Below are 23,102 nucleotides of genomic sequence, written 5' to 3'. Positions count from 1 at the left end.
CATGCTGCATAGACTCAACACCCTATTCCCCGTCCGTTACGCCGTCATGGGGCTGTGCCTGTTGGGTCTGCTGGTTGCACTGGTGAGCTTGGCGTCGGGCGGCAGCGGCTGGATGGTGCTGATGCTGTGCGCGCTGCTGCTGGGCCTGGGCATCCACGATGTGCGCCAGACCCAAAGCTCCATTCTTCGCAACTACCCGGTAATCGGCCACCTGCGCTTTCTGCTGGAGTTCATCCGCCCCGAGATGCGCCAGTACTTTATTGAAAGCGATTCGGAGGCCGTGCCGTTTTCGCGCGCGCAGCGCTCGTTGGTTTACCAGCGCGCCAAGGGCGAGATGGACAACCGGCCCTTCGGCACGCAGCTCGATGTCAGCAAACACGGCTACGAATGGATTAACCACTCGGTGCAGCCCAGCCACATTGCCTCGCACGACTTTCGCATCACCATCGGCCCGAACTGCGCCCAGCCCTACCAGGCCAGCATCTTCAACATCTCGGCCATGAGTTTCGGCGCGCTGTCGGCCAATGCCATCCTGGCGCTCAACGGCGGCGCGCACAAAGGCGGCTTTGCCCACGACACGGGCGAAGGCTCGATCTCGCAGCACCACCGCGTGTTTGGCGGCGATTTGATCTGGGAGATAGGCTCCGGCTACTTCGGCTGCCGCCATGACGACGGCAGCTTTAACGCTGACAAATTTGCGGCCAGCGCTGCCGACCCGCAGGTCAAGCTGATCGAACTCAAACTGAGCCAGGGCGCCAAGCCCGGCCACGGCGGCATTTTGCCGGGTGCCAAGGTCACGGCCGAGATCGCCGCTGCGCGCGGTGTGCCCATCGGCAGGGACTGCGTGTCGCCGTCGTCCCACAGCGCGTTTTCGACGCCGGTCGAGATGATGTATTTCATCGCGCGGCTGCGCGACCTGTCGGGCGGCAAGCCGACCGGATTCAAGTTGTGCATCGGCCACCCCTGGGAATGGTTTGCCATGGTCAAGGCCATGCTGGAAACCGGCATCACGCCGGACTTCATCGTGGTCGACGGCGCCGAAGGCGGCACCGGTGCGGCGCCCCTCGAGTTCACCGACCACGTGGGCGCGCCGGTGCAAGAAGGCCTGCTGCTGGTGCACAACACGCTGCTGGGTGTGGGGCTGAGGGACAGGGTCAGCATCGGTTGCGCTGGCAAGGTCATCAGCGCCTTCGACATCACACGCATGATGGCGCTGGGTGCGGACTGGTGCAACTCGGGCCGCGCTTTCATGTTTGCGCTGGGCTGCATCCAGGCGCAGACCTGCCACACCGGCAACTGCCCGACCGGCGTGACCACGCAGGACCCGGTACGCCAGCAGGCGCTGGTCGTGCCCGACAAGGCCGACCGCGTCTGGCGCTACCACCAGAGCACGCTGAAGGCGCTCAAGGAACTGCTGGAGGCTGCCGGACTGCATCACACCGACGATGTCACCGCGCACCACATCGTGCGCCGCATCAACGACACCGAAGTGCGGCTGCTGTCAAACCTAGTGATGCGGGTGAAGGAAGGCTCGCTGCTGACCGACCTGGAGAGCCAGCACCAGGTCTTCAAACTCTACTGGCCGCTGGCGAACGCCCACAGCTTCGCGGTCAGCAAGCCGGACGACAAGGTGTCGAGCACCGGCGAACTGGCGCCGGCTGCCGCCTGAACTCAATTTGCTACGCTTTTGATAGCTGTCTGCGCTCGCACGCCAAGGGCTAGAAGCCGTTTTTGCATGGAAAGCACGGCCTGGTCCTTGCTCAGCAGCCAGGCCTGGTGCGCCACCGCGAGGTCGATGAAGATCTGGTCGTCGGCATCGCTGCAGGTCACGGACGCCCTGGCCGCGGTCTCCACGATGCGAACATGGCGGTCGAAGGCGGCCAACACATCGCCGGCCTGCAGTTGGTAAAGCGCCAGCCGCGGAACAATTTGCGGATAGGCCAGCACACGTTCGAGTTCGTCACGCATGGCCTGGGTGCTGATCCAGTCGATGGTGCCAGCCTTCAGCGCCTGTTTGAGCGGTAGCGCGGACGCATCACTGAACACAAAAAGGTCCAGCACGATGTTGGTGTCCAGCACCACCCGGTCGCCGGCCTGCGGCTGTGTCTCCATGGTGCGCGGCTCAGGACGCGGCGGCGGGCTTTTTCTCGCGCGCCGAGCCAGCCACCATGTCGAAGCGGAAGAGACGGCATTCGATCGGACCGTTCCACATCGGCACGCGGCGCGATTCCTTCAGACGCATCTTCTGCGGCAGCTTCATGTCCGGTGTCAGCACATGGGCGGTCCAGCCCGCGTAGTTTTTCTTCCAGTGGCTGGCCAGTTGCGGGAAGAAGTCAGCGACCTGCTCGCCGCTGTCGCTCACCGCCTGCTCACGACTGGGGTTGGCGCCACGGTCTCGCCGCGGCGCAGCGCCGGATTCATCGCGGTCATCACCGGGGTCTCGCGCAAGCGGCTGGCCGAACTCGTCGATGACCTCACCCTGAAACTGCGTGGCGCGACGCTGGTCGCGCCCTTGCACCGAGGCAATGCCGGCAACACCGGCCACATCGATACGCTCGCCATACGGCGGATTGACCAACATCACGCCCGAGGGCGCGGGGGGCATGCGCTGCAGCGCGTCGCCGCCGCGCAACTGCACCACGTCGGCCACGCCCGCGCGTTCGGCATTGCGCTGCGCAAAATCGACCATGCGGAAGGACACGTCGCTGCCGAACACCTGCGCGCTGGGCGCGGTAATGGCCGCTTCGGCCTGGTCCAGCAAACCTTCCCAGACATGCGGCTGGAAGGGCACAAATTTCTCGAACGCAAAACGCCGGCCCATGCCAGCGGCGATGTTGCGCGCCACCTGCGCCGCTTCGATGACGATGGTGCCCGAGCCGCAGCAAGGGTCGTACAGCGGCACGCCCTGCTTGCACAAACCGTTTTCGCCACTCCAGCCGCTGGCGGCCAGCATCGCAGCGGCCAGGGTTTCCTTGAGCGGCGCGTCGCCCTTGTCCTCGCGCCAGCCGCGCTTGAACAGCGGCTCACCCGAGGTGTCGATGTACAGCGTCACCGTATCGGTCGTCAGGTGGGCGTAGATGCGCACGTCGGGCCAGCGCGTGTCCACGTCAGGGCGCACATCGTATTTGTCGCGGAAGCGGTCGGCGATCGCGTCCTTGATTTTCAGCGCGGCGAAGTTCAGGCTGGTCAGCGGGCTGTGCTGCGCGGTGATCTCGACCTTGAAGGTCTGTTTCGGTGTGAACCAGATCTCCCAGGCCACAGCAGCAGCCGCGTTGTACAGGTCCTGCTCGCTGCGGTAGCTGTTGTGCTGCAGCTCGATCAGCACGCGCTGGGCCAGCCGGCTGTGCAGGTTCAGTTGCAGCGCATCGCGCCAGGAACCGGCCACCTGCACACCGGCACGCCAGGCCTTGCCGCTGCTGCCAGTGATGTGTTTGACCTCGGCGGCCAGCAGCTCCTCGACGCCGGCGGCGCAGGGTAAAAACAATTGGAGCTGGTTCATAAGGATTTTCTGAGGTTGGCCGGCGCGATGCGCAAGGCTTCGCGGTATTTGGCAACGGTGCGGCGCGCGCACTCGATGCCCTGCTCCTTGAGCATTTCGGAGATCTGGTTGTCGCTGAGCGGTTTTTTCAGGCTCTCGGACGCAACAAACTGCTTGATCAGCGCGCGCACCGCGGTGCTCGACGCATTGCCGCCGGTTTCGGTGCCGAGCGCGGAGCCGAAGAAATACTTGAGTTCGAAGGTGCCGAAAGGTGTGCTCATGTATTTGGCAGTGGTCACGCGCGATATCGTTGATTCGTGCAGGCCGAGTTCATCGGCGATTTCACGCAGCACCAGCGGGCGCATCGCCAGCTCGCCGTGCGTGAAGAAATTTTTCTGCCGCTCGACAATCGCGCTGCTGACACGCAGGATGGTGTCAAAGCGCTGCTGGATGTTCTTGATGAACCAGCGCGCCTCCTGCAGTCGCTGCTGCAAGGCCGCGCCGCCCTGGCCCTTGTTCTGCTTGAGCGCGTTGGCATAGATGTCGTGCACACGCAGGCGCGGCATCACGTCGCTGTTGAGCGAAACCTTGAAGCCGCGTCCGGACTTGATCACCAGCACGTCCGGCACCACCAGGTTGCGCTCGACATTCACAAAACGCCGACCCGGTTTCGGGTCGAGCCGACCGATCAGCGCAATCGCACCCTTGATCACCACGTCTGGAAAACCGCAGAGCTGCGACAGCCGTTTGAGGTCGCGCTTGGCCAGCAACTCCATCGGTTGCCGACACATCGCAATAGCGGCGCGGGTCTCGTCAGTGTTCTTGCAATCAAGCAACTGCAAACCCAGGCACTCGGCGAGGTTGCGCGCACCCACGCCGGCCGGCTCCATGTGATGCAGCAACTTGAGCGCCACGGCGAACTCATGCTCCACCGCCTCGAGCTGCCCCAAATCGTCGCCGGTCAGACCGGCGGCCAGAAACGCCAGGCTGTCTTCAAGGTAACCGTCGTCGTTGAGCGATTCGATCAGGAAATGCAGCGCCGCCTTGCCTTCAGGCGACAGGCGCAGCGAGAGGGCCTGGCGATGCAGATGGTCCTGCAGCGACTCCTGGCTGCGCGCCAGCTCGGTGGCATCGACATCGCTGTCGTCGTTGTTGTTCTTGCGCGGCGTGGCGTCGCCGCCCCATTCGTTGTCGTCGGGCGCGGTTTCCACGCTGCCGTCGCCTTCCCAGCTTTCCTCGAGTTTGGCTTCGCTGCTGGGTTCGGCATCACTGGTGCTGGTAGGGCCGCTGTCGTCCGGGATGCTGCTGGGCACATCGGTGGCGGACTCGAATTCACGCGTCTCCTGGCTGACTGGCGTGTCGGTCTGGCCCAGCCCGAAGTCCTCACGCGGCGCGGCATCTTCGGAGACTTCCAGAAACGGGTTTTCGTCGAGCATCTGCTCGACCTCCTGGCTCAGCTCCAGCGTCGACAGTTGCAGCAGGCGGATCGACTGCTGCAACTGCGGCGTCAGCGCCAGATGCTGCGAAACGCGAAGGGAGAGGCCTTGCTTCATAAGGCTTCCAGACGGGACCCGGATTTTTTCAGCGGGGGCCGCGGATCTGGCTTTGCCAGTCCGCAGGCGCCGTCCCCTCGGGGGGAGAGGCGGCTACACGAAGTGAGTCCGCAACAGGGGGGGGCCATCACATCTTGAAGTGCTCACCGAGGTACACCCGGCGCACATCGGCGTTGTTGACGATTTCGGACGGTGTGCCAGTGGCCAGCACCTGGCCGTCGCTGATGATGAAGGCGTGGTCGCAGATGCCGAGGGTTTCGCGCACGTTGTGGTCGGTGATCAACACGCCGATGCCGCGCGACTTCAGGAAACCGATGATGCGCTGGATCTCGATCACTGCGATCGGGTCGATGCCGGCAAACGGTTCGTCGAGCAGGATGAAGCGCGGCTGCGTCGCCAGTGCGCGCGCGATCTCGACGCGGCGGCGCTCACCACCCGACAGCGCCGGCGCCGGCGAGTCGCGCAAGTGGTCCACGCGCAGGTCCTGCAGCAGGGTGTCGAGGCGTCCATTGAGCACATCTGCGGCCAATGGTTTGCCGGCCTCGTCGGTCTGCAGTTCCAGCACGGCGCGCACATTCTGTTCAACCGTGAGCTTGCGGAAAATCGAGGCTTCCTGCGGCAGGTAGCTCAGCCCCAGGCGCGAGCGCTTGTGGATGGGCATGTGCTCGATAGACTCGCCGTCGATGGTGATCTCGCCGGCGTCGGCACGCACCAGCCCAACGATCATGTAAAACGAGGTCGTCTTGCCGGCGCCGTTGGGGCCAAGCAAGCCCACAACCTCACCTTTTTGAACCGTTAGCGAGACATCCTTGACGACCTTGCGGCTGCCGTAGGATTTTTGCAGGCCGCTGGCAACAAGGCGGCTGACGGGAGCGGTTTCCGGGGGCACATTCATTGAGGCGGGTTTACTTTTTGTCGTCGCCCAGCGCGGTGCTGGGGCGCAGGGTGGGCGTCGGGCCGGATGGCGGCGGGGTGACCGCAGCGCCGGTCTTGTTGCGCGGCGCAAGCAGCGCGCGGATGCGGCCGGAGGGATTGTTGGCGGTGCGGTTCAGGCCGCTGCTGTCGACCGTGAACACATCGGTCGGGTTGTCGTAAACAATCAGGTTGCCGGTGGTTTCGTCGGCTAGCGTGGCGCCCACATAACGGCGCAGCACGGCCTGCTTGATGAACTTGACGGTATCGGCGCGACTGTCGTATTCTATTTTTTCACCCTCGCCTTCGATGTATTCGTCCACCGCGTCGCGTTTCTTGCGGTAAAACGCCAGTTTGTCAGGAGCGGCATACACATAGGCGGTCTGGTAACCCTCGGCATCCTGCATCACGTCTACACGCGCGCCACGGATGATGATGGTGCCCTTCGTGATCACCACATTGCCGGTGAAAACGCTGGTCTGCTTGAGGTCGTCATACCGCAGCGCGTCGGCCTCGGCATTCATGGGTTTGTCGCGGTCGCCTTTTTCAGCGGCGGCCGGAAAGACCGCCAGGGCAGCGGCCAGCATCAGTACACAAGCGGGGTAGTTCATAAAAGGCACGAATCTTGCTGCTTTGTTTTAGTTGACTCATTGTAGCCACGCAGCTCTGCCAAATGCCGCAAGAAACAAAAAACCGCCGGCAAGTCGGCAAGTCTGATCCCCAGGGACATGCTCCGACAAGCTCAGAACGAACAGATTGCGAGAAGTTGGACCGCGATCCAGGCCAGCCAGGGCCGCGGATCTGACTCTGCCAGTCCGCAGGCGCCGCGCCCCCCTGGGGCGGACGCCTGCAAGGTACGAGGGCTAAACGCAATGAGCGAGCGTGGGGGCTAACCTTTTCTAGCCTGAACAACCAGGTAGTCGGTGACCTGCAGCGCCCGGTCCATATTTTTGGCCAGCTCGCCCGAGGTGTAAAAACGCCCGCCCACGCCCAGCGCCGGCACCCCGTCCACCTTGTAGGCATCCTGTAGTTGGGTGGCCTTGCGGGCCTTGGTGGCGATGCCAAACGAGTTGTACATTTCCAGGAATTTCACCTTGTTGAGGCCCTGCTTCTCAGCCCAGGCCGCTATCAGCTCGGCGGTGTTAAGCAGCTGTTTTTCGCCATGAATGGCGAGAAACACCTTTTTGTGAAGCTCTTCAACCTTGTTCATGGCTTCCAGCACGTAATACAGGCGTTGCTGCGGCTCGAAATCCGGGCGGAAGGACACCGGCACGCGCCGCACCACCACGTCTTTGGGGGCCTTGTTGATCCACTCTTCCAGCGCCGGCTCGAAGCGGTTGCAGTGCGGGCAGCTGTACCAGAAAAATTCCACCACTTCGATCTTGCCGGCCGGGGCTTCGACCGGGGCCGGTTTGTCGAGGACCAGGAAGTCGGTTCCCGCGCGCGGTGCCTGCGCCTGCGCCAGGGCCGTGGTGCTCAGGGCGCCCAGCGAGGCGGCTGCCATTGAAGCGGTGGCTATCGAAAATTCACGTCGTTGCATCAATCATTTCTCCGTTAGGACTGGCGGGGTACGAGAAGGTTGGACACCCTGCCGGCAGAAAGTTCAGCGCTGGACACGCACCAGGGCAGTTTCGACGCCACTGCCGTCCAGCCGTTCCTTGGCCTTGTCGGCTTCTTCCTTCTTGTCGAAAGGTCCGAGGCGCACACGAAACACGGTGCGGCCCGATTGCTCACGCTCGGTGACCCTGGCTTCCAGGCCCATCAGCGAAATCTTGGCGCGCTGCTGCTCGGCGTCTTCGGGTGTGCGGAAAGCGCCGACTTGCACAAAGTAGCTGAACGGGTCGGCCCCCGGCGCGGCGGCTGGCGTCGGCGCGGCCGCAGGTGCCGTCATTTTTGCCTTGGCCAGATCACCAATCGGGTCGACCGCCGGTTTGGCGGGCTTGGCGAGCGTCGGGTCAGGCACCGGTTTTTGTGCCGCAGCCGGCGAGGCAGCTTGGGGCGTCACATCGGTTACCGCCCCGGAGGCGGCGGCCGGCTTGGCCGGGTTCTTGCCGTACAGCGGCGCATTCGGGTTCCAGTTCTGGTTCTTTTTGGCTTCGGCGGCGTCATGGTCGGGGCTGCGAGACTGGCCCTTGTTCATGAAGGGCACCGGCACTTTGGTGATATAGACCGCCACGGCCAGCGCTGCGCCCAGGCCGATCAGCGCACCGATGATCAGGCCCAGCAGGGTGCCGCCACGTTGTGGGGTTTTGCCTTGCCGGTTTAGCGTAGGAGAGAGCTTGCGCGCCATGGTGGTGATCATTCCTTACATTTTGCGTGGGGCATCGACACCCAGCACAGCCAACCCATTGTGCAACACCTGCGCGGTTGCCGCGACCAGCGCCAGGCGGGCCAGCTTGACCGCCTCCTCATCCACCAGGATACGTTCTGCATCGTAATAGCTGTGGTAGCTGGCGGCCAACTCGCGCAGGTAAAAGGCTACGTCGTGCGGGGCGAATCCGGTGGCGGCGTTGACCAGCATGTCGGGGTATTTGGCCATCAGCAGCATCAGCGCCTGTGCCTGCGGGCTGGCTAGCGCGGCCAGGTCCACGTCCTTCAGGCTGGCCTCGTCGCCGCCCCAAGCCGCCAGCACCGAACAGATGCGGGCGTGCGCGTACTGCACGTAATACACCGGGTTGTCGTTGTTTTTTGCAACGGCCAGGTCCACGTCGAAGGTGTACTCGGTGTCGGGCTTGCGGCTGAGCAGAAAGAAGCGCACCGCGTCCTTGCTGGTCCACTCGATCAGGTCGCGCAGGGTGACGTAGCTGCCGGCACGTTTGCTGATCTTGACCTCTTCGCCGCCCTTGACCACACGCACCATGGTGTGCAGCACATAGTCGGGGTAGCCCTCGGGGATGCCGGCGCCTGCGGCCTGCAGGCCGGCGCGCACGCGCGCGATGGTGCCGTGGTGGTCCATGCCCTGGATGTTGATGGCTTTGCTGAAACCGCGCTCCCACTTGGCCAGGTGGTAGGCGACGTCGGGCACGAAGTAGGTGTAGCCGCCGTCGCTCTTGCGCATCACGCGGTCCTTGTCGTCGCCGTAGTCGATGGAGCGCAACCACAGCGCGCCGTCAAGCTCGTAGGTCTTGCCGGCAGCCTTGAGTTTGGCTACGGTGTCCTCGACCCGGCCGGAGCTGTACAGGCTGGACTCAAGATAGTAGTTGTCGAACTTCACCGAGAAGGCGTGCAGGTCCAGGTCCTGTTCGCGGCGCAAATAGGCCACGGCAAACTGGCGGATCGCGTCGAGGTCTTCGATGTCGCCCGAGGCGGTGAACTCGCGGTCGTCGGACTTGACGGTTTTCTTCGCCATGAAGTCGGCCGCGATGTCGGCGATGTAGTCGCCGTTGTAGGCCGGTTCGGGCCAGCCGGTGTCGCCGGGCTTCAGGCCCTGGGCGCGCGCCTGGGTGCTGGTGGCAAGCGTATGGATCTGGACCCCCGCGTCGTTGTAATAAAACTCGCGGTAGACATCCTGGCCCTGAGTCGCGAACAGGTTGCAGATCGCGTCGCCCAGTGCCGCCTGCCGGCCGTGGCCCACATGCAGCGGGCCGGTCGGGTTGGCCGAGACAAACTCGACCAGCACGCGTTGACCGGTCTGAAGCGGCTTGACGCCGTAAAGGCCTGCGGCCTGCAGCACCTCGCGCACAGTCTGTTGTTTGGCCTCGGGCTTGAGCCGGAAATTGATGAAGCCCGGACCGGCGATTTCGATCGCGTCGACCCAGCGCTGGTAGACCGGTGTCGCCAGCAGCGCGGCCTTCAGTCCGTCGGCGACCTGGCGCGGGTTGAGCTTGAGCGGCTTGGCCAGTTGCATGGCCGCAGTGGAGGCGAAGTCGCCGTGGGCTGCGACCTTGGGCGACTCGAAAGCCGCCTTCAGGCCGGCGCCGGGAGACAGTTGGTCCAGCTCGGCAGCCAGGGCCGCCAGCAATTCTTGTTTGACGAGGAGCATGGTCTGATTTTACGGGCGCGGGCTCGGCCCATCCGGCTTGCCGAATATGCTATCTAATCGATAGCTGATGACGCCCGTGCGCCATGGGCTGTAGCCATTTTATGCATGAACCGGCAGATGCTGGCAGATCACCTCAGGCTTTGCGCGCACCGCCCCAAAACTCCGGCTGGCTGTAGCTGTGCTTGAGGAAATCTATCCACAGGCGCACGCGCAGCGGCAGGTGTTTGCGCTGTGGAAACACCGCATAAATGCCATTGGGCGGCGCATCAAAATTGCTCAGCACCGTCACCAGTTCGCCGGCGGCGATTTCCGCTTCCACCTCCCAGGTGCTGCGCCAGGCGATGCCAAAGCCATTCAGGCACCAGTCGTGCAGCACCTGACCGTCAGAACAGTCGAGCGGGCCGCCTGGCTTGAGGTGGATCACCTCCCCGTCCACTTGAAACGCCCAGCCGCGCGTTTGCGATGCATCGCTCGAGAGCGTCAGACAGGCGCATTTGGCCAGGTCGGTCGGGTGTTGTGGCGTGCCGTGACGCTGGAGATAAGCCGGTGAGGCCACACACAGGCGCCGGTTGTCGGCCATGCGCACGCTGACCAGTGAAGAGTCGGGCATCTCGCCGACGCGCACCGCGCAATCGAAGCCTTCACCGGCGACGTCGACCACGCGGTCGCTGAGGTTCAGGGAAATCGTCACATCGGCATGTAATTCGCGAAATTTCGGCACCAAGGGCGCCACATGGCGGCGGCCAAATCCGGCCGGTGCGGTGATGCGCAAATGCCCACTGGCCTTGACACCGCCGGCCGAGACGCTGGCCTCGGCATTGGCAAAGTCCACCAGCAGGCGCTGGCAATCTTCCAGAAATGCGCTGCCTTCATGGGTCAGCGACATGCGGCGCGTGGTACGCACCAGCAGCTTGACCCCGAGACGCTCTTCCAGCGCATCCAGGCGGCGGCCCATGATGGCCGGCGCCACACCTTCGGCCTTGGCGGCGGCGGTCAGGCTGCCGCGCGTAGCCACAGATACAAAAGATTCGAGCTGTTTGAGTTTGTCCATGCGACCAGATTATGCGCATGAAAGGTGGTAATTGTCTGGATAAAGGCCTTGATTACGCCGTCGCCAAATCGGGCGCGCCGATCACGCCCTGGTCCAGCAAACGCTGGATGTCGGCCTCGCTGTAGCCCAGGCCGGCCAGCACGGCACGACTGTGTTCGCCGAGTTTCGGCGGGTTCAGCCGCACGCCCGGACGTGCGCCGTCCAGGGTGATGGGCAGCAGCGGCGCGCGCGCGGTCTGGCCGGCGCGCGGCCCGTCCGGCAGCACCACCGGCGCCAGCCCGCCGGTCTGGTGCAGGTGCGGGTCGCCATACAACTCGTGCGGAGCGGTGATCGGTGCAAAGGGCAGGCCGTTTTTTTCAAAGATGTCCGACAGCCCGGCGAGCGTGTGCGAGGCCAGCCGTTCACGCAGCAGCGGCATCAGCCAGTCGCGCGCACCCACGCGCAGGTTGTTAGTGGCCAGGCCCGGGTCGGCCTTGAGATCGGCAAAACCGAAGGCGTCACAAAAAACCGCCCACTGCGTGTCGCTGACAACCGCCAGAAAAACCTGCTCCCCGCCGCTGAGATTGAAGACGTCGTAAATGCCCCATGCCGAAATGCGGCTCGGCATGGGCGCGGCCGCCTTGCCGGTGACGGCAAATTGCATCATGTGCTGGGCCACCAGGAAGATGTTGTTCTCGAACAGCGCCGACTGCACCTCCTGGCCCTTACCGGTGTGCATGCGCTGCATCAGCGCGGCCATTGCGCCGATCGCGCCGAACATGCCGCCCATGATGTCATTGACGCTGGTGCCGGCCCGCAACGGATCGCCGGGGCGCCCTGTCATGTAGGCCAGCCCGCCCATCATCTGCACCACCTCGTCAAGGGCGGTGCGGTGGTCATAGGGGCCAGGCAGAAACCCCTTGTGGCTGACATAGACCAGCTTCTCGTTGAGCTTGCTGAGTGCGGCGTAGCCCAGGCCCAGTTTTGCCATCGTGCCGGGCTTGAAGTTCTCGCTCACCACGTCGGCAGTGGCCACCAGCTTCAAGGCGATCTCTCGCCCTTCCACGGTCTGCAGATTCAGCGCGATGCTTTTCTTGTTCCGGTTGAACATCGGAAAAAATCCCGAGCCCGAGCCCATCAGCTTGCGTGTGTTGTCGCCGGAGATGGGCTCGACCTTGATGACTTCCGCCCCCAGGTCGGCCAGCACCAGGCCACAGGTTGGCCCCATCACCATGTGCGTAAATTCCACCACCCGGAAACCCGCCAGCGGCAAGGGTCCAGGCGCGGCCCCGACCTGCAGGCCGGATGGTTTCACTTCAGACATTCATCATTCCCTGTGCAAATCCCCGGGGCAGTCCGGCTTCCGGTGTCATGCCATAGACCGGCTCCCCCGGCAGGCCGGCCTGCAGCGGCGCGCGGGCGGCGATCAGCTTGCGGATGTCGATGCCGGTGGCGACACCCATGGCTTCGAACATGAAAACCAGGTCCTCGGTCACCACATTGCCCGACGCGCCCGGCGCGTAGGGGCAGCCGCCCAGTCCGCCCAGCGAGGCATCAAAGGTGCGCACGCCCTCGTCATGGGCCGCCAGGCAGTTCGCCAGTCCCAGGCCCCGCGTGTTGTGCATGTGGGCGGCGCCGGACCGGTCGCCGATTTCGGCGCGCAGGCGTTTGAACAGCCTGCGCACCTGCGCCGGATTGGCATAACCGGTGGTGTCCGACAACCCGACTTCACCGACACCGGCGGCCACACATTGCGCGGCGACCCGGATCACCTCGTCCTCAGGCACCAGGCCCTGCAGCGTGCAGCCGAAGGCGGTCGAGATGCCGGCTTCGATGGCCACGCCGGGTGCGCTGCTGTCGCGCAGCTCGACGATACGGCGCACCTCGTCGATCATCTCTTCCCGCGTCTTGCGCACATTGGCCAGCGAATGTGCGGCGCTGGCCGAGACCGGGATCGTCAGTTTGTGCACACCGGCAGCCAGCGCGGCGCTGGCGCCACGCGCATTGGGCACCAGCGCCATCACCGTCAGGCCCGGCAAGCCCAGGGCGTGGCGCACCACCTCGGCCGCATCGGCCATCTGCGGCAGCAGCCGGGCCGGCACGAAAGAGGCCACCTCGATCTCGCGCACGCCGGCGTCATACAGCGCCGTGATCCAGCGTTTTTTGTCGGCTGTCGGCATGGTTGCCTTGACCGACTGCAGTCCGTCGCGCGGACCTACCTCGCTGATCAGGACCGCGCTGGAAGTCGATAACGCTATATTTTGGGGAAAAGGATGAGGCATACGCTGGAGAAAGTAGTTTCTATTTTTAGAACTGTGTTCTTTCTGTCAGAATGATGCTTCAGCACTGCCTGCTTGTCAAGCGTTCCCATCTCCGCCCGCCCGCAAGAAAGAGGTTTTACATGCCACGCAAAGCCCTGACCGAATCGATCGCCGATGCCGATGCGGCACCGGGGGGTGCAGCGGCGGTCGACCGCGCCCTGACTGTGCTGGCCGCGTTCAGGGCCGGCGACACCTCGCTCACGCTCGCAATGCTGGCCGAACGCACGCTGCTCTACAAAAGCACGGTGTTGCGCCTGCTGGCCTCGCTGGAACATGGGCGCATCGTGCAGCGGCTCGATGACGGCCGCTACACCCTGGGGCCGGAGATTGCGCGGCTGCACGCGGTGTATGCCTCTTCGTTCTCGCTCGACCGGGTGGTGCTGCCTGCACTTCGGGAGCTGGTTGCCATCACCGGCGAAAGCGCGGCCTACCACGTCAGGCAGGGCGACTTGCGGCTGTGTCTCTACCGGGTGGACTCGCCGCATCCCGTCCGCGATCACATCAAGGCCGGCGATGTGCTACCCGCCGATCGCGGCTCCGGTGCCCGGGTGCTCAATGCCTTCGGCGCAACACCGGCCCGCGCCGGTACCGAGGCCGAGCAAACGCTGTACGCGCGGATACGCCACCAGGGCTACTACGCTGCCAGCGGCGACCGCCTGGCCGGGGTGGCCGGCATTTCGGCGCCGGTTTTCAAGGCTGACGGCAGCCTTGGCGGCGCCCTGACCCTGACCATGCCGACCAGCCGTTACCAGGACAGGCATATCGAATCGGTGCTCAAGTTGGCCGGCAGTCTCACCGGTCAGGTCTAGAAACGCCTTGAATGCTTTCGCGGCTTGATGCAGTCGCCGGCGCTGCAGGTGCTGAAGCCGGAATCTCAGTGTGCAGCAGACAACACGCCAGCCGTCGGCTTGACAGGCCATTTTGGGCTCTATAGAATTATAGAACCAAGTTCTGTAAGATAGAATATGACTGGAGACCTGATGAATTCTGTACCTGCCCACACCCTGACCGACATGGGCCAGCCACGCCGCCGCCAGTTGCTGGCCCTGGCCGGCGCCACGCTGCTGACGTCCCTGACCGGCACCCGCGCCCTGGCGCAGGCCGACTGGCCCAACCGCCCCATCCGTTTCATCGTGCCCTTCTCGGCAGGTGGCGCCGCCGACACCGCCGCCCGCGCGATGGGCGCCAAGGTCGGCGACATCCTCGGCCAGTCCATCATCATTGAGAACCGCACCGGCGGCAACGCCGTCGTCGCGGCCAATGCGGTGCTCGGCATGCCAAAGGACGGCTATACCTTCATCTGGGACGCAGCGAACCAGCTCACCAACCCGCTGCTGCTCAAAGACCTGACTTTCGACTACGCCAAAGCGTTTGCGCCGGTCACCATGGGCGTGCGGGTGGCCCAGGCGCTGGTGGTGCGCAACGACTTTCCGGCGCGGACGGTGGAAGAGTTCATCGCCTATGCCAAAGCCAGGCCCGGCACCGTGTCATGCGGCACCCCGCCCGCCGGTGCCATGGGCCACCTGGCCATGGCGCTGTTGCAGCAACGTGCCGGCATCAAGCTGATCCACGCGCCCTACCGCGGAGGCGCCGATGCCGGCCGCGACCTGATGGGCGGACAGATCGACTCGGCCCTGATCACCACATCGACCGCACGCGGCGCAGTCGCGGCCGGCAAGGCACGCATCCTTGCGCTCACCAGCGCGCAGCGCAACCCGGCCTACCAGGATGTGCCGACGCTGGCAGAGCGTGGCTTCCCCCGCTACGACATGGATGACTGGTTCGCGTTGTTCGCCGCAAGCGGCACGCCCGTGTCCATCATCAACCGCATGCAGCAGGCTGTGGCCCAGGCCGCCCGGGACCCGGCGCTGACAGCGATTCTGGCGCCGCTGGGCGCAGTGGCTGTTGCCAACACGCCTCAGGAGTTCGGCGTCTGGCTGACGCAGCAGCGTGAGGTGCTCGACAAGGTCATCCGCGAAGCCAACATCACCCTGAGCTGAACACGCCACCCCGCCGCCGATATCTGTCATGACGCCCTCCGACAAGAACCGCAAGGTCATTTACGCCAAACGCCCGAGCGGCGCCCCCACCACCGACTGCTTCGCGCTGCAGGACATGCCTGTGCCGGTGCCCGGCGACGGGCAGGCGCTGATCCGCAACGATTACCTGTCGGTCGATCCGTACATCCGGATGCGCATGGAAGAAAAGGATTCCTACGCGCCGGTGATGGCGATCGGTGAAACACTGGTCGGGCGCACCGTCGGGCAGGTCGTCATCAGCCAGATCGGCGGATTGGCAGCGGGCGACTGGGTGGTAGGCCGGCTCGGCTGGCAGGATTTCAGCGTGGCCGGGGCGGCCGACCTGCAAAAAATCGACCTGGCTGCCGCGCCCGCCACGGCCTACCTCGGCGCCCTGGGCTCCACCGGCATCACCGCCTGGGTCGGCCTGATGACATTCGGGCGCCCCCAGGCTGGTGAGACCGTGCTGGTGTCGGCCGCTTCCGGCGCCGTCGGCAGCGTGGTCGGCCAGCTCGCCAAACTCCAGGGTTGCCGTGCCGTCGGCATTGCCGGTGGCGCCGCCAAATGCGCGCTGGTCAAGGAGGCTTTCGGGTTTGACGACTGCGTCGACTACAAGTCGCCGCGTTTTGCCGAAGAACTGGCCGCAGCCGTTCCCGCCGGCGTGGATGTGTACTTCGACAACGTGGGCGGACCCATCCTGGACGCGGTGCTTCCGCTGCTAAACAACTTCGCGCGCATCCCGCTGTGTGGCCTGGTGTCGCAATACAACGCGACCGAGCCTTATGGTGTGAAGCACCTGCGCGAGATCTTCAACCGCCGCGTCACGATGCGCGGCTTTGTGCTGTCTGACCACAAGGACCTCTGGCCCGCCGCCACGCAGGCGCTGGCCCAGGCCTATGCCGCGGGCAAACTGGCATACCGCGAGACCATCGCCGACGGGCTGGAGAACGCGCCGCAGGCCTTCATTGACATGCTTGACGGCCGCAACGTCGGCAAGCAGCTGGTGCGCCTGCGCCCGGCCTGAAGCGCGGGCCTGGCAAGGCCTGCCTGCGTCATCGTTGCCCTTATCTTTTCGCCGACACCCCAAAGACCGACCCATGCAAGAAGCGTATTCCATCATCAACAGCCAGCGCTGGGCCAGCCCCGGCGTGCGCGCCGTCGGCATCGTGAATCCGGCCACCGAAGAGGCCATCGGCCGGGTCGAGCTGATTGACGCGCAGGGACTGGATCAGGCCCTGGCGGCCGCAGCGCGCGGCTTCATGCTGTGGAAAAACACGTCGGCGTATGAGCGCGCAGCCATCCTGCGCAAGGCCGTCGGCATCATCCGCTCGCGCCAGGACGAGATCGCCCGCGTCATGACGCTGGAGCAGGGCAAGCCGCTGGCCGAAGCGCTCGCCGAAGTGGTCGCATCCGCCGACAACATCGAATGGATGGCCGAGGAAGCGACCCGCGCCTACGGCCGCCTGCTGGTGCCGCGCAACGCGGGCATCCACCAGCTGGTGCGGCGCGAACCGGTCGGCCCGGTCGCGAGTTTTTGCCCCTGGAACTTTCCCGCCCTCACGCCGGCGCGCAAGATCGCCGGTGCGCTGGCTGCGGGCTGCTCGCTGATCCTGAAACCGGCTGAAGAAACGCCACTCACCGCGCTGCATATTGTCAATGCCTTCCATGAAGCCGGCGTGCCAGGCGAGGTGCTGGGCCTGGTGTACGGCGACCCGCAGCAGGTGTCCGAACACCTGATTGCCTCGCCGGTGATCCGCAAGATCTCCTTCACCGGCTCGACGCCGGTGGGCAAGCTGTTGCTGGGTCTGGCTGCGCGGGGGGTCAAGCGCGCGACCATGGAACTCGGCGGTCATGCGCCGGTCGTGGTTTTCGATGACGTCGATCCCGCCAGGACCGCGCAGCAGGCAGTCGCTGCCAAGTTCCGCAATGCCGGACAGGTGTGCACCAGTCCGACCCGTTTTTACGTCCAGGCCGGCATCTACCCGCAGTTCGTCCAGGCCTTTGCCGACGCCGCCCGCGCGATCCGGGTCGGCGACGGCATGGACGCCGCCGTGCAGATGGGACCCCTGGCCAACAGCCGGCGCATCGCCGCCATGGCCGCCCTCACCGAAGACACGCTGGCCAGCGGCGCGCGCCTCGCGTGCGGCGGCAAGCGCATCGGAACGCGCGGTTATTTCTTCGAGCCCACGGTTTTTTCGGACGTGCCGGAAAACGCACGCATCATGCAGGACGAGCCTTTCGGCCCGATCGTGCCGATCGCTTCGTTCACCTCGCTGGACGAGGTCGCCGCCCGTGTCAACGCGCTGCCGTTTGGTCTGGCGGCTTACGCCATGACCCGTTCGCTGGCCCGCGCCACCGCCATCAGCGGGCTGCTCGAAGCCGGCATGGTCGGCATCAACCACTACACGGTGTCGACACCGGCATCGCCCTTTGGCGGCGTCAAGGAAAGCGGCTACGGGTCGGAAGGCGGCACCGAGGGGCTGGACGCCTACCTGGTGACCAAATGCGTGACGCAACGTTCATCGGGCGCCGACCTGGGGCCGCTGTAATCATTCCTTCGCCTTCCCTCCATAAAGCATCCGCATGACAACTCTTCTTTTCGGCACCGCTGTGCAGTTCGGCAACGGCATGCGGCGCGCACTGCCGGCAGAACTGGCCAAGGCGGGCATCCAGCGTCCGCTCTTCGTGACCGACAAGGGCGTGCGTGCCGCGGGGGTGTTTGCCAAGGCTGTTGAAACCGTCGATCGCGCCGACCACCTGCCGGTGTTCGACGACGTACCCCCCAATCCCACGGAAGCGGCGGCCGCGAGCGGCGCCGCGATGTACCGCCAGCACGGTTGCGACGGCGTGGTCGGCATCGGTGGCGGCGCCGCACTGGACCTGGCCAAGGCCATCACCATCCTGACCACCCATGCGCCCCCGCTGTGGAATTACTGCAACCGCCACGCCTCCCCGGGCCAGATCATCAATGCACCACCGCTGATCCTGATGCCGACCACTTCCGGAACCGGCAGTGAGGTCGGGCGCTCCGCGGTCATCATCTTCGACAACGGCATCAAGGCGGGTGTGCGCTGCCCGGACATCATCACCGCGGCAATTTGCGACCCCGAACTGACCACCGGCCTTCCTGCCCACATCACTGCCACCACCGGCATGGATGCCCTGTCCCACTGCATCGAGACCTTCTGTTCGCCGACCGTCAACCCGCCGGCTGATGCGATTGCACTCGACGGCATGCAACGGGTATTTGCCAACCTTGAGCGCGCCGTGACCGATGGCAGCAACCTGGATGCGCGCTGGAACATGATGATGGGCTCGCTGGAAGGCGCTTTGTGTTTCCAGAAGGGCATGGGCGCCGTGCATGCGCTGTCGCACCCGCTGGGGGCGCTCGGCCACCACCACGGCACGCTGAACGCCATCCTGCTGCCCCATGTGCTCGCCCATAACCAGCCGGCGTTGGGCGAGAAGATGGACCGCATCGGCCGGCAGGCCGGTCTGGGGCGTGGCGAGAATGTTGCCGAGGCCCTGGCAGCCCTGGTCGTGCGTCTGGGTATTCCCTCACGATTGAGCGAGATCGGGCTGACGCACGCCGATCTGGCAGGCATTCCCGCCGCAGCGCTGGAAGACAACGCCCACAAAACCAATCCCCGGCCCTTGCAACATGCGGACTACGAGAAGCTGTTGATGTCGGCGTATTGAGTGGATGCAGACAGACTACATTCAAAAAAGTCACTAATAAACACACTTTTAGATTCTTATTTGACGGCATAGTCTCGAATACAGTTGGGTATGGATAAAATCCACGCCCCCAGGCGGCTTAGGGCCGTCTTGTTCGACGCCTATGGCACGCTGTTCGATGTGTACAGCGTGGGCCTGCTCGCGGAACAGTTGTTTCCTGGCCAGGGCCAGGCACTCGGTGTGCTCTGGCGCGACAAACAGATTGAATACACCCGGCTGGTGACCACCAGCAATGGCGGGGAGTTTTACCAGTCCTTCTGGGACCTGACGCGCGCCGGCCTGCGTTATGCCTGCAAGCGCCTCGGGCTGGCGCTCAGTGCCTCAGCCGAAGAGCGGCTGATGAACCAGTACCGGCACCTGTCGGCCTTTCCGGAAACCCGCGAGGTGTTGCAGGCGCTGAAGAACCGCGGCATCGTCACCGGCGTCCTGTCCAATGGTGACCCCGCCATGCTGGACATCGCGGTGCGTTCGGCCGGACTCGAGGGCCTGCTTGACCACGTGCTGAGCGTCGACGCCATCCGCAAGTACAAGACCCATCCCGACGCCTATGCGCTGGGGCCGCAGGCGACCGGTTTGCCGGCGCGGCAGATCGCCTTTGTGAGCTGCAACAGCTGGGACGCGCTGGGCGCGACCTGGTATGGCTTTCCGACGCTGTGGGTCAACCGTTATGCGCTGCCCTTTGAAGAACTGGGCACGCTCCCTGCTCGCACCGGCAACAGCCTGCTGGATGTGCTGGAGTTTTTCCCCGATGCCATCGCCAGCATCTGACTTTTATCTTCTCTTTTCATCTATCCATTCGAGGCTCACCATGACAACAACAACCCCACGCACTTCCCTGCACGGCCTGCAGGTGGCCACGGTTTTGCAAGGCTTCGTCGATGACAAGGTTTTGCCCGGCACCGGCGTCAACAGCGCGGCTTTCTGGAAGGGCTTCGACGCCATCGTCAGCGACCTGGCGCCGAAAAACCTGGCACTGCTGGCCGAGCGCGACCGCCTGCAGCTGGAGCTGGACACCTGGCACAAAGCCAACCCGGGCCCGATCCGCAACATGAAGGCCTACCGCGCCTTTCTGGAAAAGATCGGCTATCTGGTGCCGGCGCCAGCCCAGGTGACCGCCACCGCCACAAACGTCGACGACGAGCTGGCGTTGCAGGCCGGCCCGCAACTGGTGGTGCCGGTTCTCAACGCCCGTTACGCGCTGAACGCCGCCAACGCGCGTTGGGGTTCACTCTATGACGCGCTGTACGGCACTGACGTCATTCCCGAAACCGAAGGCCTCGAAAAAGGCAAGGGCTATAACCCGGCTCGTGGCGCCAAGGTCATCGCTTATGCGCGCAATGTGCTGGACCAGGCAGCGCCCCTGGCCACCGGCTCTCACAAGGATGCCACGCTGTACAGCGTGGATGACGGCAAGCTGGTGGTGACGCTTAAGGGCGGCGCCACCACCGGACTGGCCGACCACGTGCTGTTCGTGGGCTTCCAGGGCGAGGCCGCTGCGCCATCGTCCATCCTGCTGCGCCACAACGGCATCCACATCGACATCCGCATTGACCGCAGCACCACCATCGGCAAGGACGATGCCGCCGGCATCAGCGACCTGGTGCTGGAAGCGGCGCTGTCCACCATCATGGACCTGGAGGATTCTGTGGCCGTGGTGGACGCCGACGACAAGGTGCTGGCCTACGCCAATTGGCTGGGCATCCTGCAGGGCACGCTGACCGAAGAAGTGCAAAAGGGCGGGAAGACCTTCACGCGTGGCCTGAACCCAGACCGTGAGTACACCACCGCCGACGGCCAGCCGCTCACGCTGCACGGTCGTTCGCTGATGTTCGTGCGCAATGTCGGCCACCTGATGACCAACCCCGCCATCCTCTACGACGACGGCAAGGAGATTCCCGAAGGCATCCTCGACGCGGTGATCACCGTGGCGATTGCCATGCACGACCTGCAGCGCATCGGCAAGGAGGCCATCGTCAACTCGCGCACCGGCTCCATCTATATCGTCAAGCCCAAGATGCACGGCCCGGCCGAGGCAGCCTTCGCCTCGGAGCTGTTCAGCCGCGTCGAGGCCCTTCTGGGCCTGCCGGAGAACACCGTCAAGCTCGGCATCATGGACGAGGAGCGCCGCACCAGCGTCAACCTCAAGGCCTGCATCGCCGAAACCGCGGCGCGGGTGGCTTTCATCAACACCGGTTTCCTGGACCGTACCGGCGACGAGATCCACACCGCCATGCATGCCGGCGCGATGATGCGCAAGCCACTGATGAAAAACACCAACTGGCTGCGCGCTTACGAAATGAGCAACGTGCAGATCGGCCTGGCCTGCGGGCTGCGCGGCCGGGCCCAGATCGGCAAGGGCATGTGGGCCATGCCCGACCTGATGGCCGACATGATGAAGCAGAAAATCGCGCATCCGCAGGCGGGCGCCAACACCGCCTGGGTGCCTTCGCCAACCGCCGCGACACTGCACGCGCTGCACTACCACCAGGTCGACGTGGCGGCGCTGCAAAAAGACATGGAAGTCTTCGTCAACGAGAAGAAGTCGCTGGCCATGGAGGAAAACCTGCTCGACGCCATCCTGCAGATCCCGACCGCGCTGATGCCCTTCTGGACCGAGGCCGAGATCCAGGCCGAGCTGGACAACAACGCGCAAGGCATCCTCGGTTATGTGGTGCGCTGGATTGACCAGGGCGTGGGTTGCTCCAAGGTGCCCGACATCCACAACGTGGGCCTGATGGAAGACCGCGCCACGCTGCGCATCTCCAGCCAGCACATGGCCAACTGGCTGCTGCACGGCGTGGTCACGAAAGCGCACATCGTCAAGACCTTCGAACGCATGGCCGCCGTGGTCGACGGCCAGAACGCCGGCGACCCGCTGTACAAAAACATGGCCGGCAACTTCGGCACCTCCGCCGCCTACAACGCGGCGCTGGACCTGGTGCTCAAGGGCCTGGAGCAGCCAAGCGGCTACACCGAACCGCTGCTGCACGCCTGGCGGCTGAAGGTGAAGGCCGGGACGGCCTGATCCATCAGGTTGTCATGCCGGGCTCCATAAGCCGCCCCGGACCGGGGCCGGGCATGCCAATTTGCTATTTAATCAATAGCTGTCCGAACTCGCCAGCCATGGGCTGGAGGGCGATTTGATGCATAAAGCCGGGTTCGATTTCCGAGCATCGAGGCAGCCGGCTAGCGCCTCCTCCACTGCCATGAGCCAACGCGCCCAGGGTGGGGGTTTGGTTGCCCCCCCGCGACAGAGCGACTGGCGACTGGCCCGGTGCGCCGGTCACTGCCTTGTCCTACATCCAGTTCGCGATTGGCCGCGTACTCTGCACAAGCGGTCAACAAAACGCTTGCGCGCTGTGACGGTTTCACAGACCACAACTACATCTTTATCAGGAGCCCTCATGAAAAAACTACTCATTGCAGCCGGCGTTGCCGTTCTTCTCAGCGCTTGCGCAGGCGGCATGTCCGGAAACACCATGTCCGGTGGCCCGTCGGTCATGGTCGGCGGCGCGGCCATGTTCCCGACCAAGGACATCATTGACAACGCTGTCAACTCCAAAGACCACACGACTCTGGTCGCCGCGGTCAAGGCCGCTGGCCTGGTAGACACCCTGAAGAGCCCTGGCCCGTTCACCGTGTTCGCGCCAACCAACGCTGCTTTTGCCGCCCTGCCACCCGGCGCTGTCGACTCTCTGCTCAAGCCCGAGAACAAGTCCATCCTGACCAAGGTGCTGACCGCCCACGTGGTGCCGGGACGCCTCGACGCTGCCGCATTGAGCCAGCGTGTGATGGCCGGCAATGGCCGCGCCATGCTGACCACCGCCAGCGGTGACACCCTGGTCGTGACCAGCAGCGGCTCCAATGTAATGGTGACCGATGAAAAAGGCGGCACGGCCATGGTCACGATTGCCAATGTGTATCAGTCCAACGGCGTGATTCACGTCGTCAACAAGGTGCTGGTGCCGAACTAAGCCAGGCGTCCAACCTGTACTTTCAACCGGTCGTGGCCCCTGCCAATGTTCCGGTGAACAGTGCCCAAGCCACCACGAACTGCAACGGTTTGTGGT

20 protein-coding genes are annotated in these 23,102 nt (G+C 64.4%); 9 read left to right on the top strand and 11 right to left on the bottom strand.

Annotated features, from left to right (window positions below):
- Position 1: 1 nt before the first annotated feature.
- A complete protein-coding gene (locus IEX16_RS04650) occupies positions 2–1,669 on the top strand; it encodes an FMN-binding glutamate synthase family protein (protein ID WP_188707060.1) in 1,668 nt (555 codons plus the stop codon).
- Between the two features lie 2 nt (positions 1,670–1,671).
- On the opposite strand, the gene IEX16_RS04645 is transcribed toward IEX16_RS04650, so the two are convergent.
- The 11 genes from IEX16_RS04645 to IEX16_RS04595 all read right to left on the bottom strand — a co-directional run bounded on the left by IEX16_RS04645 (position 1,672) and on the right by IEX16_RS04595 (position 13,237).
- A complete protein-coding gene (locus IEX16_RS04645; RefSeq protein ID WP_188707058.1) occupies positions 1,672–2,112 on the bottom strand; it encodes a putative toxin-antitoxin system toxin component, PIN family in 441 nt (146 codons plus the stop codon).
- Between the two features lie 10 nt (positions 2,113–2,122).
- Entirely contained in the window at positions 2,123–3,499 is a 1,377-nt protein-coding gene (locus IEX16_RS04640; protein ID WP_188707055.1) for a THUMP domain-containing class I SAM-dependent RNA methyltransferase, read from the bottom strand.
- A complete protein-coding gene (locus IEX16_RS04635) occupies positions 3,496–5,031 on the bottom strand; it encodes an RNA polymerase factor sigma-54 (RefSeq protein WP_188707053.1) in 1,536 nt (511 codons plus the stop codon). Before IEX16_RS04635 ends, IEX16_RS04640 begins: the two co-directional genes overlap by 4 nt.
- Positions 5,032–5,158: 127 nt before the next feature.
- On the bottom strand, positions 5,159–5,926 hold the full coding sequence (gene lptB / locus IEX16_RS04630) for an LPS export ABC transporter ATP-binding protein (protein WP_188707051.1): 768 nt from the start codon (positions 5,924–5,926) through the stop codon (positions 5,159–5,161).
- 10 nt (positions 5,927–5,936) lie between these two features.
- Positions 5,937–6,554, bottom strand: a complete 618-nt coding sequence (lptA, locus tag IEX16_RS04625; protein WP_188707049.1) for a lipopolysaccharide transport periplasmic protein LptA — start codon at positions 6,552–6,554, stop codon at positions 5,937–5,939.
- A gap of 278 nt (positions 6,555–6,832) precedes the next feature.
- Positions 6,833–7,483, bottom strand: coding sequence for a thiol:disulfide interchange protein DsbA/DsbL (locus IEX16_RS04620; protein ID WP_188707047.1), 651 nt, complete (start codon positions 7,481–7,483; stop codon positions 6,833–6,835).
- A 63-nt stretch (positions 7,484–7,546) separates the two neighbouring features.
- A complete protein-coding gene (locus IEX16_RS04615) occupies positions 7,547–8,245 on the bottom strand; it encodes an SPOR domain-containing protein (RefSeq protein ID WP_229676169.1) in 699 nt (232 codons plus the stop codon).
- Positions 8,246–8,248: 3 nt separating this feature from the next.
- Positions 8,249–9,925 (bottom strand): arginine--tRNA ligase, encoded by a 1,677-nt coding sequence (argS, locus tag IEX16_RS04610; RefSeq protein ID WP_188707045.1) that lies wholly within the window; start codon positions 9,923–9,925, stop codon positions 8,249–8,251.
- Between the two features lie 133 nt (positions 9,926–10,058).
- Positions 10,059–10,976: a LysR family transcriptional regulator gene (locus IEX16_RS04605; protein ID WP_188707043.1), complete on the bottom strand. Its 918-nt coding sequence runs from the start codon at positions 10,974–10,976 to the stop codon at positions 10,059–10,061.
- Positions 10,977–11,028: 52 nt separating this feature from the next.
- Entirely contained in the window at positions 11,029–12,279 is a 1,251-nt protein-coding gene (locus IEX16_RS04600; RefSeq protein ID WP_188707040.1) for a CaiB/BaiF CoA transferase family protein, read from the bottom strand.
- Positions 12,272–13,237, bottom strand: coding sequence for a hydroxymethylglutaryl-CoA lyase (locus tag IEX16_RS04595; RefSeq protein WP_188707039.1), 966 nt, complete (start codon positions 13,235–13,237; stop codon positions 12,272–12,274). The genes IEX16_RS04600 and IEX16_RS04595 overlap by 8 nt, the downstream gene beginning before the upstream one ends.
- Positions 13,238–13,356: 119 nt before the next feature.
- Here IEX16_RS04595 and IEX16_RS04590 point away from each other — a divergent pair, with 119 nt between their 5' ends.
- The 8 genes from IEX16_RS04590 (at position 13,357) to IEX16_RS04555 (ending at position 23,006) form a co-directional block, all read left to right on the top strand.
- Entirely contained in the window at positions 13,357–14,085 is a 729-nt protein-coding gene (locus tag IEX16_RS04590; protein WP_188707037.1) for an IclR family transcriptional regulator, read from the top strand.
- A 171-nt stretch (positions 14,086–14,256) separates the two neighbouring features.
- The gene (locus IEX16_RS04585; protein ID WP_188707036.1) at positions 14,257–15,276 is read left to right on the top strand and encodes a Bug family tripartite tricarboxylate transporter substrate binding protein; all 1,020 of its coding nucleotides are present in this window, start codon (positions 14,257–14,259) and stop codon (positions 15,274–15,276) included.
- 28 nt (positions 15,277–15,304) lie between these two features.
- A complete protein-coding gene (locus tag IEX16_RS04580; RefSeq protein WP_188707033.1) occupies positions 15,305–16,318 on the top strand; it encodes an NADP-dependent oxidoreductase in 1,014 nt (337 codons plus the stop codon).
- A 73-nt stretch (positions 16,319–16,391) separates the two neighbouring features.
- Complete coding sequence (locus IEX16_RS04575) at positions 16,392–17,843, top strand: NAD-dependent succinate-semialdehyde dehydrogenase (protein WP_188707031.1); 1,452 nt, start codon at positions 16,392–16,394, stop codon at positions 17,841–17,843.
- A 34-nt stretch (positions 17,844–17,877) separates the two neighbouring features.
- Positions 17,878–18,993 (top strand): iron-containing alcohol dehydrogenase, encoded by a 1,116-nt coding sequence (locus IEX16_RS04570; protein WP_188707029.1) that lies wholly within the window; start codon positions 17,878–17,880, stop codon positions 18,991–18,993.
- Between the two features lie 90 nt (positions 18,994–19,083).
- Positions 19,084–19,800 (top strand): haloacid dehalogenase type II, encoded by a 717-nt coding sequence (locus IEX16_RS04565; protein WP_188707027.1) that lies wholly within the window; start codon positions 19,084–19,086, stop codon positions 19,798–19,800.
- A 40-nt stretch (positions 19,801–19,840) separates the two neighbouring features.
- Positions 19,841–22,057 carry a malate synthase G gene (locus tag IEX16_RS04560; protein WP_188707025.1) on the top strand — a complete coding sequence of 739 codons (2,217 nt, stop codon included), beginning with the start codon at positions 19,841–19,843 and terminating at the stop codon, positions 22,055–22,057.
- Between the two features lie 379 nt (positions 22,058–22,436).
- Complete coding sequence (locus IEX16_RS04555; protein WP_188707023.1) at positions 22,437–23,006, top strand: fasciclin domain-containing protein; 570 nt, start codon at positions 22,437–22,439, stop codon at positions 23,004–23,006.
- The last annotated feature ends 96 nt before the right edge of the window (positions 23,007–23,102 follow it).

The organism is Polaromonas eurypsychrophila, from assembly GCF_014641715.1.
GTDB classification, from domain to species: Bacteria; Pseudomonadota; Gammaproteobacteria; order Burkholderiales; family Burkholderiaceae_C; genus Polaromonas; species Polaromonas eurypsychrophila.
This window is presented reverse-complemented; position numbering and strand designations above follow the sequence as displayed.